Genomic DNA, 13,929 nt, shown 5'->3' on the forward strand with positions numbered 1-13,929 from the left:
CGCCGCCACCCGCCCCTCCACCAGGGCGACTTCGTACCCGTCACCCGCCGACAGCCAACCCACTATGCCCCCGCCTCCCACATCAACACAGCCAGAAGAAAGCACAGTTCAGCCGGGATGCCCCGACACCTGTGCGACGACAAGTGGAACGTTAGCGGCGATCACTGACAATCGGCCGGGGAAGCTGTGCACGGGCTGAGTCGAGACATCGGCGGAACCGGCGAACTAGGCGCCCGGCCATGCCCGTTCCACGCACTCGCGCAGGGCCGGCGGGCGGTTCGCCGGGCCACGAGTTCAGGCCAGACGCACGGCCCCTGCCCGGAACGGACGTGCCGTCAAAGACGCAGGACGATCAGGGCCGTGTCGTCGGTGTTGCCCTCGGCGGGGAGCAGATCGGCGAGCAGGGCGTCGGCCAGGGACTCGGGTTCCGCGTTCCCGTGGTGGGCGAGGGAGTCGGCGAGGCGGGCCAGACCGCGGTCGATGTCCTCCGTACGACGCTCGATCAGTCCGTCGGTGTACAGCACCAGGGTGGCGCCCTCGGCGAAGGGGACGCTCGTCTGCACCCGGCCGACATGCTCGGGTCTGGCGCCCAGCGGCGGGTCGGTGGCCTGGTCGAGGAAGGTCACCGTGCCGTCGGGGTCGAGCAGGGCCGGCGGCGGATGGCCCGCGCAACTGTAGGTGATGGCGTGGTCGTCCCAGTCGATGAACGTCGTGACCGCGGTGGCCGACTCGGCGCCCTCGACGAAACGGGAGTACAGACCGAGGGCCTCCAGCGCGGACCCCGGTCCGTCGGCGACCCGGCAGGCCGCGCTCAGGGCGCTGCGCAGCTGGCCCATGGCGCAGGCCGCGGCCAGACCGTGTCCGACCACGTCACCGACGGCGACCGCCATCCCGCCGTCGGGCAGGTCGACCAGGTCGTACCAGTCGCCGCAGACGTTCAGCGCGCCCACGGCGGGCCGGTAACGGACGGCCGCCCGGTGATGGCCGACCGGGCGCGGCGGAGGCAGCATCGCCGCCTGCAGGGTCAGGGCCACCTCGCGCTCGTGCGCGTGGGCCGTGCGCAGCCGCTCGTTGACCTGTTGGAGTTCGCGTGCCCGGGTGTACAGCTCGGCCTCCAGCACCCGGGCCCGGCTGTCGTCGGACTGGCCGCCGAAGCCCCGGACGAACTCGGTGACCTCCTCCACCCGGTGGACGATCAGCATCACTTCGCCGTCCGGATCGCGGACGGGCGCGTTGACCGGGCTCCAGAAGTGCTCCACCCACCGGCCGGACAGCGGCGGGTCCTCGATGTCGTAGCGGAGCAGGGCCATGGTGTCGCGCTCCCCGGTGGTCACCGCCCGCAGCATCGACTCCCGGGTCTCGCGCATCCCGGCCGCCGCCGGGTCCTTGGGGTTTTCGGGGAAGACGTCGAAGATGTAGCGGCCGACCAGTTCCTCGCGCTTGCGTCCGGACAGGCGCTGAAAGTCCTCGTTGGCGTCGAGATAGACGAGGTCAGGGGTGAGCAGCGCCACCATCCCGGGCAGGTCGCGGAAGACCGCCGCGTAGTCGATCTCCGGATCCGGATCCTGCATGGCCTGCCCGCTTCGACGCCGATGGTCACTGTGTCGCTCCACGATAAGAGGGATCTGGCCACGAAGCCCGGAAACGGCACTTTTCGGTCCGGCAAGCAGCGGCGATGCCGTCGGCCGTCACCCGACAGAGTGGCCTGCCCGCGTGGGCCGCCGTGGGCGGCCGGGCGGTGGTATTGCCCGCTCAGCGGCCACGCCCTTCATGACGATCAGGTGTCCGTCGTGCCGGCGACGCCGGTGGTCACCCGGCGGTAGGCGGCACGGGCGTGGAGGAGGCGGGCCAGAGCAGTGCCCAGCAGGGCGGCGGTGAACAGGCAGCCGAGCCAGAACGTGTCGCGGTGTCCGGCCCAGGTGAGAGTGCCTGCGGGCGGTATGGCGAAGCCGTTGAGGAAGAGCCAGCACAGCACCGCGATGCCGGGGGCCGCCGTGAAGCGGGCGCACAGACCGAGCACCACGGACAGCAGGGACAACGCGACCAGCGCGGGCGAGGGCCGGTCGGGACCTATCAGCGCGTTGAGCAGTGCCACCAGCACCAACGCGCCACCGGATGCCGCGGCCCAGACCAGCGGTGTGGCCATGGGCGAGGGGACGGGCCTCGCTCCGGTACGGAGAGGCACCCAGTCGATCATGGCTGAGACTCCTTCTGCTCGTCCCGCTCCTCCTGGCGACGGGGGAAGCAAGCCTGCCCGAGTCCGCGCTGCCGCTACAACCTCGCCCCATGGTTCAGGCCGTGGCCCGCACGGCCTCCTTCGACGACTTCGTCGCCCGTCGCTCGTAGAGGATCGGCCACAGGGTGATCAGGACGAGCAGCCAGACCACGGTCACGGTGCGAACGTGTGCGCCGAACACCGCCAGCAGCAGGGGCAGTACGCAGCAGGGGAGAGCCACCGACAGCAGCCACCGCTGTTCCCGGCCGGCCTGCCCCAGCCAGGCGAGTCCGCTGAGCAGGAAGTACCCGGCCAGCGACGAGCACAGCAGCCACCGGGTGGCGTCCGGCAGCGTCTCCAGATGCTCGGCCGCTGCTCCCAGCGCGGCGGCCAGCGCGGCGAGACAACCGGACACGAAGCAGTGCAGGGGCAGCCCCGCACGGGAGGGCAGCACTCCCGCCGTCAGATGCGGCACTCCCGCGTAGCCGTGCTCGAAGGACAACGCCCACAGTGTCGCCAGCAGGAAGAACGCCGCGACGGCGACCATGTACAGCTGCTTGTCCCACTCCGCGTCCGAAAGGGCTGCGACCACCTGGGCGACGCCCTCGCCCAGCACGATGAGGACGAAGAGGCCGAGCCGTTCGCTCAGGTGCTCCGTCTGCGACCGCGCGAGCGAGGGGCGCCCCGCGGAGCCGCGCCGCGCGGTTCGGTCGTCGTGGCGTTCCCGGGCCTCCTGGTGCTCGACGAGGTCGCGTGCGGAGACCGCGAAGGTGACGTACAGATCGAGGGCGATACCGAGGGCCCAGAGCCAGTGGCGCAGCGGGTCGTGCGCCCAGAGGGAGACGATCCACGGGATCACGCCGAGCGACATCTGGGCGGCAGGCCAGTCGACGAGGATCTGGCGGCGGTGCTGCCAGGCCCGGCTCGCCAGTCCCCGGATCAGGACGTAGGCGAGCGCGAACACGCGCGCGTGCTGGTCGTCGCCCTCGTGCACCCCTGGTACCGCCGCGGCCATGACGGCCATGCCGAACATCGCGGCCAGCACGGTACGGACGTGGGTGTTCTCGTAGGCCACGTTCGCGTACAGGGTGAAGACGATCCAGGCCGTCCAGAAGGCCAGGAACAGCAGCGCGTACATGCCCAGGTCGGAGATGTCCGGGACTCCGTGCAGCAGGTGCGCGATCTGCGCCACCCCGGCCACGGCGACCAGGTCGAAGAACAGCTCCAGCCAGCTGGCGTGCCGGTTCTCCTCGGATGTCTCTTGAGGGGCCGGTGCGGTGGTGTCGTCGTCGCTCACTGCACCACCATGCCCTGTCCTGACGGCGGTCAGGCCTCTGACGGCGGGGGAGCCAGCATGATCGGCCACTCCTCGTCGTCGGCGAGGAGTTCGTCGAGCGTGACGTCGGGTCCCGCGGTGAACACGACGGTCGGCTCGCTCAGGCGCGCGCGGAGTTCCGGATCGACTGTTGTCCGGGCCTCCACGATCAGTACGGCGTCGGGGTCGATCGCGGACCGTTCGGGGAAGTCGGCGGGGTCCGTGCTCGCCTGCCGGAGCGGTACGGGGTGGTCGGCGATGCCGACCGCCAGCCGCCCGGAGTCGACCGACCGCTCGGCCCAGCCGTCCGTCCGCACCAGGTAGAACGCCCCGTCTCCTTCGTAACAGTGCCCACCGAGCCGGGCCATGGCACGCTCGCCCGGGGTGCCGTCCGGATCGACGACCAGGATGGGGAAGGCCGCGTCCGGATCGTCGGGGACGATGCCGGAGCGGACGTACAGGCGGGCCATGGGGCAGGGCCTCCGAAGCGGATCGGATCTGGGCGGAGCATCAGTACGGTACGTGGTCGCTTCCCGCCGGAACCGCTACCCCTGCCAGCTGTCCCCGCAGCCGATCGCTGATGATGCTCTCCGCGTCCGCCACGATCGTGCGGACCACCGTCTCGCAGCTCTCCACGCTGTCGATGAGGCCCTGCGCCTGACCGGCCCACCACATTCCGCCCTCGACGTCGCCCTCACGCAGCACCCGCTGTCGGCCGCGTTTCCCGGAGGCCAGCTCGGCGACGTCGGAGAAGGCGGCCCCGGGGCGCGCACCGAGGCGGGCGATGTCCTGGGAGACCGCATTGCGCGCCACGCGGGCGGTGTTGCCGAACTCCCGGAACACGATCTGGGTGCCGCGCTCGTCGTTCGCGACGATCCGGGCCTTCACGTTCGGGTGGATCGGCGCCTCCTCCGTCGCTTCGAACCGGGTCCCCATGTTGATCGCGCACGCTCCGAGCGCCAGGGCCGCGACCAGGCCGGAGCCGGTCGCGAAGCCGCCTGACGCGATGATCGGGATGCGCAGCCTGCGGGCGGCGGCCGGGATCAGTACGAGCCCGGGGACATCGTCTTGCCCGGGGTGCCCGGCGCACTCGAACCCGTCGATGCTGACGGCGTCGACGCCCAGCGCCTCGGCCTTCAGCGCGTGCCGGACGGCGACGGCCTTGTGCACGACCTTCACCCCGGCCTCCTTGAACGCCGGCAGGTGCGGCGCGGGGTTGCTGCCCGCCGTCTCGACGACCTTCACACCGGAGTCGATGATGACCGCCCGGTAGTCGTCGTACGGCACCGGCTCGATGGTGGGCAGGATGGTGAGGTTGACGCCGAACGGCTTGTCGGTCAGTTCACGGCAGCGCGCGATCTCCTCGGCGAGCGCCTCCGGGGTGGGCTGGGTCAGCGCGCTGAGGAAGCCCAGCGCGCCGGCGTTCGCGACGGCCGAGATCAGCTCGGCGGTGCCCACCGCGAGCATCCCGCCGCACACGATGGGATGTTCGACCCCGAACATCTCCGTGAACTCGTTCTGGAAGGTCATGTCACTCCTGTCGCGGGGGCAGAGACGGCACAGGCTTCGGGGGCGTCAGAGGCGTCGCGAGATGATCAGCCGCATGATGTCCGAGGTGCCCTCCTCGATCTCCTCCAACTTGGCGTCGCGCATCCACTGTTCGACCGGGAACTCGCGCGAGTAGCCCCACCCGCCGAGCGTCTGGACGGCACCCCAGGTCACCGCCATCGCGGTCTCCGAGGCCTGGAGCTTGGCCATGGCCGCGACCTTTGTGGCATCCGCCCCGGCGTCCATCTGCCGTGCCGCGTGCAGGGTGAGCAGCCACGCGGACTCGATCCGGGTCGCCATGTCGGCCAGCCGGAACGCGACGGCCTGGTGCTCGATGATCGGCTTGCCGAACTGCTTGCGCTCGCGGGCGTAGTCGAGCGCGTACTCGTAGGCCGCACGGGCCGCTCCGGTCGCCGCGGCGGCCAGTACGATCCGCGAGATGTCGAACGTCCTCATCAGCCCGCGGAAGCCCTGCCCCTCGTCCCCGAGCCGGTCGGACTCGGGCACGAAGACGTTGTCGAAGAAGATCTCGCGGCAGACGATCGCGCGCTGCCCCATCTTGCGCATGGGCTCCCCGAACGTCATCCCCTCCGTACCCTTGCGCAGCAGGAAGGCGGTGACCCCGGAGGCCCCGCGACTGGGGTCGGTCTTGGCGAACACCACGTACTGGTCGGCCAGTCCCGCGTTGGAGATCCACACCTTCTGCCCGCTGATCGAGTAACCGCCCTCGACGCGTGTAGCCGTGGTGACGATGGACGCGGCATCGGAACCCGATTCCGGTTCGGTCGTCGCCAGCGCGGTGTAGAGCGGGTTCGGACCGGCGAGCGGACGCAGCCACTCCGCCTTCTGCTCCTCGGTGCCGAGCGCGAGCAGCGGGTCGGCGAAGAACCCGTTGGAGCAGACGAAGTTGCCGATGCCCGGGTCGCCCCAGCACATCTGCTCCTGCACCAGGCACTGCGTCACGACATCGGTGAATCCACCCCCGCCGTACTCCTCGGGCAGCATGAAGTCGGTGATGCCGACCTTGGCCGCGGCCCGGAAGATGTCCAGCGGCGACTCGATGTCCCGCTCGTCGACCTCGCGCCCGCGCGGCCGGATCTCGTTCGCGGCGAACTCCCGGCACAGTTCGACGATCGCCCGCTGCTCATCGGTCAGCGGCCAGGGCTCAGTGGACGTGCTCACGCGATATCTCCTGCTCCTCGGTGGTTTCCCGGTGGCCGGTCGCCCCGGTTGTCTCTGGTACGACTGCTGCGGCACCGGAGACGACGAGCGCGTCCACGGCGAGTGCGCCCTCGGCCCCGACCCGGATCGGGTTGACCTCGATGTCCGCGACACCGGGCGCCGCCGCGATCGCCTCCGACACGGCGACGATCGCGTCGATCAGCGCCTCGACGTCGACCGCGGGCTGTCCCCGCCAGCCGTCCAGCAGTCGGCGCGAGCGCAGCCGGTCGAGCATTCCGGCCGCCGTCCGCCGGTCGACCGGAGCCAGCTCCACGGACACGTCACGCCAGAGTTCGGCATGGACCCCGCCATGGCCCACGGCCACGGTCGGACCGAAGTCACGGTCCCGGCGCCCGCCGATCAGCATCTCGACGACGCCCGGCCGGGTGTCCTGCTCCTCGACGACGTACTCGCCCGGCCCGAGCCGCTCGTACATCTCGCGGAACGCAGCAGCGGCGGTCTCCGGGCCCAACCCGGTTCTGACGGCCTGGTGTTCGCTCTTGTGCTCGATCCATCCGGCCTTGAGTACCAGCGGCGGTCGCAGGGACGAGCAGGCCGCCGCGAACCCGGCCGCGTCGGTGACCCGTCGTGCCTCGGGCATCGCGATGCCGAGTGCGGTGAGGAACGTACGAGCCGCCCAGTAGCCGGGCCCCGGGACGGCCGCTTCGGTTTGTACGGTCGTCGGCGCGGGGCGGGGCTGCCCGCCCAGCCGGGACACGTGGCCCAGCGCGCCCAGGGCCGCGTCGATGGTGTCGAAGACCGGGACGCGGTGCTCCCGTAGCCGAGCGATCGCGGGCGAGGCGGCGCTCATGCTGTGCACGATCAGGGGGACGTGCGCCGCGTCCGTCCGGTGGCGGCGGCCGAGGCGGTCGATCACGGCGGACTCGGCGTCCACGAGGCTCGGCGAGTCCTCGCCGTAGCAGCCGAGATACCCCGACAGGACGACCGAGTCGACCTCGCCGGAGGCGGCCACCAACTCGACGACCTGGGCGTAGACCTGGAGATCCGCTTCCCCCGCACCCGCGAGGTCCACCGGATTGGACACCGCCGCGGCGGCGGGGAGCAGGGCACGCAGAACGGTCTGCAGCCCGTCGGTGAAGACCGGCGCGCGGAGTCCCCGGTCGGCGGCGAGGTCGGCGGCGATCCCGCCCTGTCCGCCGCTGTCGCTGATGATCGCGACCCGGCGTCCGTCCGGCGGTGCAATCGCGTCCAACACCCTTGCAGCGTCGACGAGTTCGCGCGGTGACGCCACCCGGAGGGCTCCGGCGGCGCGGCACGCCGCGTCGACGACGTCGAGTGCCGAGGTCATCGAACCGGTGTGGGACCGCGCGAGTCGACGGCTGCCCTCGCTGGCACCCGTGGTGAGGACCAGCGCGTGCTTGCCGGCGCGGTGGAGGGCTTCGAGGGCTGCGACGATGCGTGTTCCGTCCGCGAAGCTCTCCAGGTAGAGCGCGACCGTGGTGGTGTGTTCGTCGGCGACGAGGGATTCGAGTATGTCGGCGGCTCCCACGTCGAGTTGGTTGCCGACCGAGTAGAAGCGGGACACGCCCAGTCCGGCCCGTGCGCCGAGGCCGGCGATCTCAGAGCCCAACTGACCGCTCTGCGAGACGATCGCCAGGCTTCCGGGCGTGAAGTTCCCCCAGACGAGCCGGAGTTGCGTGGAGGCGTTGAACAGTCCGAGGCTGTTCGGCCCGATCATCCGCGCGACCGACTCGCTGAGCAGCGCGGCGAGTTCGGCCTCGTCGGCTCCGAGTCCCGCGGTGATGGAGAGGAACGCGCGGCATCCCTTGGCGAGAGCGTCCCGGACGACAGGAAGGACGTGTTGCGGCGGTACGCACAGGGCGACGAGGTCGGGGGTTTCCGGCAGGTCGCCCACCGTCGGACGGCAGGGCTGGCCGAGGACTTGCGCGGCACGGCGGTTGACGAGCCACACCTGCCGACGGTCGGTTCCCGCGAGGGCGCCGGTGGCGAGCCAGTAGCCCCATTTGGCGCGGTCCTCGGTGGCGCCGACGACGGCTATGGACGAGGGGTCGACGAAGGCCCGGGGAAAGGACACGGACGGTCTCCCGGTCTCAGGTGCCGACGGCGGGCCGCCGCGGTGATCCGCGGTGCCGAACTGATCAGACATGGGGCCCCACCACCGTACATACGAGCCGCTTGTTGATGAACTCGCTGATGCCCGGGCCCAGTTCACGGCCGAAGCCCGAGCGTCGGACGCCGCCGAAGGGCAGTTCGGGTCCGTCCATGGACGCGGTGTTGATGTTCGCCATGCCGGTCTCCAGTCGCTCCGCGACGCGGCGCGCCCGCTCGGGATCGGCGCTGAAGACGGCACAACCGAGCCCGTACGGGGTGGAGTTGGCGAGTCGGACCGCGTGTTCGTCGTGCGTGACGCGGTGCACGACGGCCACCGGCCCGAAGAGTTCCTCGTGCCAGGCCCGCATGTCCTCGGTGACGTCCACCAGGACGGCGGGGGAGTAGCGGGCCGACCCGTCCGATGCCAGGACACCGCCCGCGAGCAGCCGGGCGCCCTTGGCGACGGCGTCCTCGACCTGGGCCGCGAGGTGCTCGGCCGCCGCGCGGGAGGCCAGCGGAGGATGTACGGCGGTGTCGACGGCCTCGGCCTCGGTGACGAGCGCGGTCACGAACTCGTCGTAGATGTCGGCCATCACGAGCATGCGCTTGTTCGAGGTGCAGGCCTGCCCGTTGTTGTGCATGCGGGTCTGCCAGGCCAGCGTTGCCACGGCGGTCACGTCGGGGGAGTCGAGCACGATGAACGGGTCCGAGCCGCCGAGTTCGAGCACGCACTTCTTCAGGTGTCGGCCCGCCGCCGCGGCGACGACCGAGCCCGCACGTTCGGAGCCCGTCAGCGACACGCCCTGCACGCGGGGATCGGCGATGACGGCCTCGACCTGCTCGTGCGTGGCGAAGACGTCGAGATAGGCCCCGTGCGGCAGGCTCGCGTCGAGGAACACCTCCTCAAGTGCCTTGGCGGTGAGCGGGACCGACTCGGCGTGCTTGACGATCACGGTGTTGCCCAGCACGAGGTTCGGGACGGCGAAGCGCACCACCTGATAGCAGGGGTAGTTCCAGGGCATGATGCCCAACAGGGGGCCGATCGGGCGGGATCGGACGACCGCCCGGCCATCGCCACGGGGCGTGAGTTCCTCGTCCGTGAGCAGGGCGGGGCCCTGGTCGGCGTAGTGGTCGAAGATCGACGCGCAGTACTCGATCTCGTCGATCCCTTCGGGGAGCGGCTTGCCCATCTCCAGCCGCATGGTCGCGGCCAGTTCGCGGGAGCGTCGGAGGAGCGCGGCGCCCGCCCGGCGGACGAGATCCGCGCGTTCGGCGACGGTGCGCTCCCGCCAGTCGAGGTACGCCGCCTGCGAGGCGTCGAGGATGTCGGCGACCTCGGTCTCGGTGGCGTAGGGGAAGGAGCGGACCGGTTCGCCGGTCGCGGGATCGACGACCTGATAGGCGGGCCGGCCCGTGCCTGGCAGGGTCATGAGTGATGAACCTCAAGGGGTCGTAGGACGGGGGAGCCGAACTCAGCTCTGAACTGCGGGAGTTGATCGGCGGGCGAAGAACGCGGGATACAGGCGCCGGCAGATCGACAGGGCGACCAGTCCGAGCAGGAGCGTCCCGGTGCCGATCAGGAACGTGCCGCCGACGCGGGATCCCGAGGAGAACGGGAGGGTCCAGCTCGTGCCGCTGTTGATCGGATCCCACGCCTGCACCAGGCTCCAGGCGCCCGCGGCGAGCAGGACGATCCCGCCGATCGCGGGGAGGATCACCGTCAGCCACAGGGCCGACGCCTTGGCGCGCGGCTCGTTGCGGTGCACCCAGGCGGAGGTGAGCCCGGTGAGGCCGTAGTAGAACGCGATCAGCACCCCGCAGGCGGACACCGCGTCGCCGAGGACGAGGCCGTGGCCGAGGAAGTTCAGGGCGACGTACACCACCGCGCCGATCACCCCGACCGCGATCGTGCCGACGTGCGGGATGCGGAAGCGCGGGTGCACCCGGGCCAGTGCGCGGGGGAGTGCGCCCTGGTCGCCCATCGACAGCATCGTGCGGCTCAGGGTCAGTACGGTCGTCTCCGTCGAGGCGGCGGCCGAGGTGAGGACCATGAGGATCAGCAGGTGCCACAGCACCGAGCCGAAACCGCTCGAGCCGAACACCGCGGTGCCGAAGCCGTAGAGGACGTCCCCGGAGTTGTCCGGGTTGTTCAGGCCGATCCCGGAGTCGCCGATACCGGCGAAGGAGATCGCGGCGAACGTGGCGAGGAGGTACAGCGTCACCAGCAGCACCGTGGACCAGGTCGCGGCGCGGCCCGGGATGCGGTGCCGGTCGGTGGTCTCCTCGTTGACGGTGAGCGCCGTCTCCCAGCCCCAGTAGATGAACAGCATCAGCACCAGCGCGCTGACGAACGCGCTCAGGGACGCGCCCTCGAAGGGGTTGAGCCAGGACAGGCTCGGTCTCCGGGTCCCGGTCGGCGCGTTGCCGGCGTACACCTTGACGAGCGCGACGACGGACAGCGCCACGAGCATGCCGAACTCGAGGAACAGCAGGGCGCGTTGGACCGCCGCCGCGATCTCGATACCGCGGTAGCAGACGAGGGTCATGAGCGCGAGCCAGCCGAGTCCGGCCAGCAGCACCCGCCAGTTCGCCGGATCGGAACCGATGTTCTCGGCGCCCGCGAGCAGGAACACGTACTGTCCGGCGACCTGCGCGAGGCTGCCGATCACGAGGACGAAGGACGCGATGATCGCCCAGCCGCCCAGGAAACCGAGGCTCGGATTCAGTGAGCGCGTGGCCCAGGTGAAGATCGTGCCGCAGTCCGGATCGCGGCGGTTGAGCGCGGCGTAGCCGAAGGAGACGAACAGGATCGGGACGAAGGCGAGCACCACCACGGCCGGGGCCTGGAAGCCGACGTATCCGACGACGAAGGCCAGGGTGGCGGTGAGACTGTAGGCGGGCGCCGCGGACGCCACGGCGAGGATCAGGCTGGTGGCCATGCCGAGCGCGCCGGAGCGCAGGCCTTTGTCCGTCTGGGCCTCGCGCACTTGGAGTTGCGAATCAGAGGTCATTGCCACTCCCGATCTATTGGTCTACGGGTACCGACAAGAAAACGCAATGACTGATTGGCGAGTCAGACTGGCTGTGGCGGGAGGCGCTGTCAAGACTTCGATCGCAATTTTGTGGAGCATCTTGACTGGCGAGTCAGTGTTGCGGCACGGTGGCCGGCGTGACACCACTCGAAACTTCTGCCGTGGACACCGAGGTCGTGGTCGTGGGCGCCGGATACGCGGGGCTGAGCACCGCGTGGCGGCTGGCCGACGCCGGGATCGACGTCGTCGTACTGGAGGCCGCCGACCGCGTGGGCGGCCGTGTGTTCAGCCAGGTGAGCCCGTCGGGCGTGCGCATCGACCACGGAGGACAGTGGATCGGGCCGAGCCAGCGACGGTTCCACGCGCTGGCGGACCGTTTCGGCTGCCGGACGTTCCCGACCTGGGAGACCGGGCGGCACGTCGAGATCCGCGCCGACGGCACCCGCCTCGACTACGCGGGCGGCGCACCGGACACCGGACCGGGCGTCGAGGAGTACGAACGCGTCACCGCCCTCCTCGACGACCTCGCCCGCACCGTCGACCTCGAACAGCCGTGGTCCACCCCGCGGTTCGCCGACTTCGACGCCCTGTCGGCCGAGGACTTCTTCCGCGCACAGACCGCCGACGAGGACGCCCTCCAACGGCTGGCGCTCGCCATCCAGGGCGTCTGGTGCGCCGAACCGCGCGAGATCTCCTTCTTCCACGTGCTGTTCTACCTGGCCTCGGGCGGCGGCTACGAACAGCTGATGGAGACCCGCGGCTGCGCCCAGGACGCCCGCTTCTCTGACGGTGCGGACGCCGTGGCCCACGGGCTCGCGAAGTCACTGGGCGGACGGGTCCGGCTCGGCGAGCCGGTGCTGTCCCTGCGCGAGAGTGCGCACGGAGTGGAGGCGTACACCGGCCACACCGTCGTCCGCGCGAAGCGAGCCGTGGTCGCCGTACCACCGGCGGCGATCGAGCGGATCGCGTTCGACCCGGTGCTCCCCGCAGGGCGGCTCGGCTGGGTGCGCCACTCGCCGATGGGCAGGGTCGCCAAGGTGCACGCCGTCTACGAGGAACCCTTCTGGCGCACGGCCGGACGCTCCGGGATCGCGACGCTCTACGGCGACAACCCGGTCGGCGTCGTCTTCGACAACTCTCCCGAGGACGCCTCGCGCGGCGTGCTCGTCGCGTTCGTCTACGGCGACCGGCTCGACCGCTGGTCCGCCGGGACCGACGCCGAGCGCCGCCGCGAGGTGCTGGCCGCCCTGTCCGCGGTGGCCGGACCCCGGGCCGGAGCGCCCGTCGACTACGTCGAGAAGATCTGGCCCCGGACGGGCTGGACCATCGGAGGCTACGAATGCTTCGTGACCCCGGGCGGCTGGACCCGGCACGGCAGGGAGGGCTGGCGGGAACCGTCCGGGCTCGTCCACTGGGCCGGGACCGAGACCGCCTCGGTGTGGAACGGCTACATCGACGGGGCGATCTCGTCGGGCGAGCGTGCGGCGGCCGAGGTGATCAGCGCCCTGGCGGCCGTCGTCCACCCGGGGTGAAGCGCCTTGCCTGACATACTGGCCGGGTTATGACCAGCATCGAAGAGCGGCCGGCCGAGACCGTTGCCGGGACCGTCGCCGATCTGCCGGAACGCGTCCGTACGGCGATCAGGGCCGCCGCCGTCTCCCAGCGCGAACTCGCCCACCGCATCGGCATGGACCCGACCGCCCTGTCCAAGGCGCTGCGCGGGACCCGGCGGCTGCGCGACGAGGAGATCGCCGCCATCGCGAAGGCCTGCGGGGTGTCCACGGAGTATCTCGTCGAGGGAACCGGCCCCGAGCCCGTACTTCCGCCCGACACCGGGCGGGACCGGGCGCAGTCGGTGACGGCACAGGAGCGGCAGGACCAGATCCTGGAGGCCGCGACCGTCCTCATCGCCCGCCGCGGCTACCACAACGTGCGGGTCTCGGACATCGCCCGCTACTGCGGGACCAGCACAGCCACGGTGCACTACCACTTCCCCAGCAAGGAAGCCACGCTGCACGCGGCGCTGGAGTACTACGCCCAGCGGTTCCGTACCCGCCTCGACGAGGAGTTCGGCCGGGCGACCTCCGCGCGGGACAAGCTGCGCCGACTGATCGAGGTCCAACTCCCGCTCACCGCCGACGACATCGACGAATGGTCGGTGTGGATCCAGTTCTGGAACCAGGCGATGCTGGAGCCCCGGTTGCGGCCCGCGCAACGGCGGATCTACTCGGGCTGGTACCGGGTCGTGGTGGACCTGCTGCGCGAGTGCCGGTCCGAGGGCCTGGCACCCGAGGCCGACATCGAGGCCCTCGCCGACCGGTTCACCGCGATGGTCGACGGCCTGGCGATGCAGATCCTCGCCGGCTCGACCGAGATGCGCCCGGACCGTATGCGCTCACTTCTGCTGCGAGCCTTCGAACCGCACCTCGACCTGACCTGACCGGTCGGCTCGGGACACCGGCTGCCGCCGAACGTTCCGAGGCGCCGGGGGCACCGGCCCGGTGCGAACCGGGTTCCGGCGCCCC

Annotated in this window: 11 protein-coding genes; 2 read left to right on the forward strand and 9 right to left on the reverse strand. The window is 70.9% G+C overall.

Translation table 11 applies throughout. The features are described 5' to 3' along the window. Positions 1-335 precede the first annotated feature (335 nt). The 9 genes from JHN45_RS24495 to JHN45_RS24535 all read right to left on the reverse strand — a co-directional run bounded on the left by JHN45_RS24495 (position 336) and on the right by JHN45_RS24535 (position 11,383). On the reverse strand, positions 336-1,571 hold the full coding sequence (locus JHN45_RS24495; RefSeq protein ID WP_201050646.1) for a PP2C family protein-serine/threonine phosphatase: 1,236 nt from the start codon (positions 1,569-1,571) through the stop codon (positions 336-338). Between the two features lie 206 nt (positions 1,572-1,777). Next, positions 1,778-2,197 (reverse strand): hypothetical protein, encoded by a 420-nt coding sequence (locus JHN45_RS24500; RefSeq protein ID WP_201050647.1) that lies wholly within the window; start codon positions 2,195-2,197, stop codon positions 1,778-1,780. A 94-nt stretch (positions 2,198-2,291) separates the two neighbouring features. Further along, the gene (locus tag JHN45_RS24505) at positions 2,292-3,512 is read right to left on the reverse strand and encodes a low temperature requirement protein A (protein ID WP_201050648.1); all 1,221 of its coding nucleotides are present in this window, start codon (positions 3,510-3,512) and stop codon (positions 2,292-2,294) included. Positions 3,513-3,541: 29 nt separating this feature from the next. Continuing rightward, the gene (locus JHN45_RS24510; RefSeq protein WP_201050649.1) at positions 3,542-4,000 is read right to left on the reverse strand and encodes a hypothetical protein; all 459 of its coding nucleotides are present in this window, start codon (positions 3,998-4,000) and stop codon (positions 3,542-3,544) included. A 40-nt stretch (positions 4,001-4,040) separates the two neighbouring features. Further along, positions 4,041-5,060 carry a nitronate monooxygenase family protein gene (locus JHN45_RS24515; protein WP_201050650.1) on the reverse strand — a complete coding sequence of 340 codons (1,020 nt, stop codon included), beginning with the start codon at positions 5,058-5,060 and terminating at the stop codon, positions 4,041-4,043. Between the two features lie 45 nt (positions 5,061-5,105). Further along, positions 5,106-6,260 (reverse strand): acyl-CoA dehydrogenase family protein, encoded by a 1,155-nt coding sequence (locus tag JHN45_RS24520; RefSeq protein WP_201050651.1) that lies wholly within the window; start codon positions 6,258-6,260, stop codon positions 5,106-5,108. Next, a complete protein-coding gene (locus JHN45_RS24525) occupies positions 6,244-8,355 on the reverse strand; it encodes an acetate--CoA ligase family protein (protein ID WP_201050652.1) in 2,112 nt (703 codons plus the stop codon). The genes JHN45_RS24520 and JHN45_RS24525 overlap by 17 nt, the downstream gene beginning before the upstream one ends. Positions 8,356-8,419: 64 nt before the next feature. Next, complete coding sequence (locus tag JHN45_RS24530; protein WP_201050653.1) at positions 8,420-9,802, reverse strand: aldehyde dehydrogenase family protein; 1,383 nt, start codon at positions 9,800-9,802, stop codon at positions 8,420-8,422. Between the two features lie 42 nt (positions 9,803-9,844). After that, entirely contained in the window at positions 9,845-11,383 is a 1,539-nt protein-coding gene (locus tag JHN45_RS24535; RefSeq protein ID WP_201050654.1) for an APC family permease, read from the reverse strand. 158 nt (positions 11,384-11,541) lie between these two features. Here JHN45_RS24535 and JHN45_RS24540 point away from each other — a divergent pair, with 158 nt between their 5' ends. Together JHN45_RS24540 and JHN45_RS24545 are read left to right on the forward strand one after the other, a co-directional pair. Next, entirely contained in the window at positions 11,542-12,936 is a 1,395-nt protein-coding gene (locus JHN45_RS24540; RefSeq protein ID WP_307783179.1) for an FAD-dependent oxidoreductase, read from the forward strand. Positions 12,937-12,965: 29 nt separating this feature from the next. Then, positions 12,966-13,844 (forward strand): TetR/AcrR family transcriptional regulator, encoded by an 879-nt coding sequence (locus JHN45_RS24545; RefSeq protein WP_201050656.1) that lies wholly within the window; start codon positions 12,966-12,968, stop codon positions 13,842-13,844. Positions 13,845-13,929: the final 85 nt, after the last annotated feature.

This window comes from Streptomyces sp. MBT53 (assembly GCF_016654115.1).
Taxonomy (GTDB): domain Bacteria; phylum Actinomycetota; class Actinomycetes; order Streptomycetales; family Streptomycetaceae; genus Streptomyces.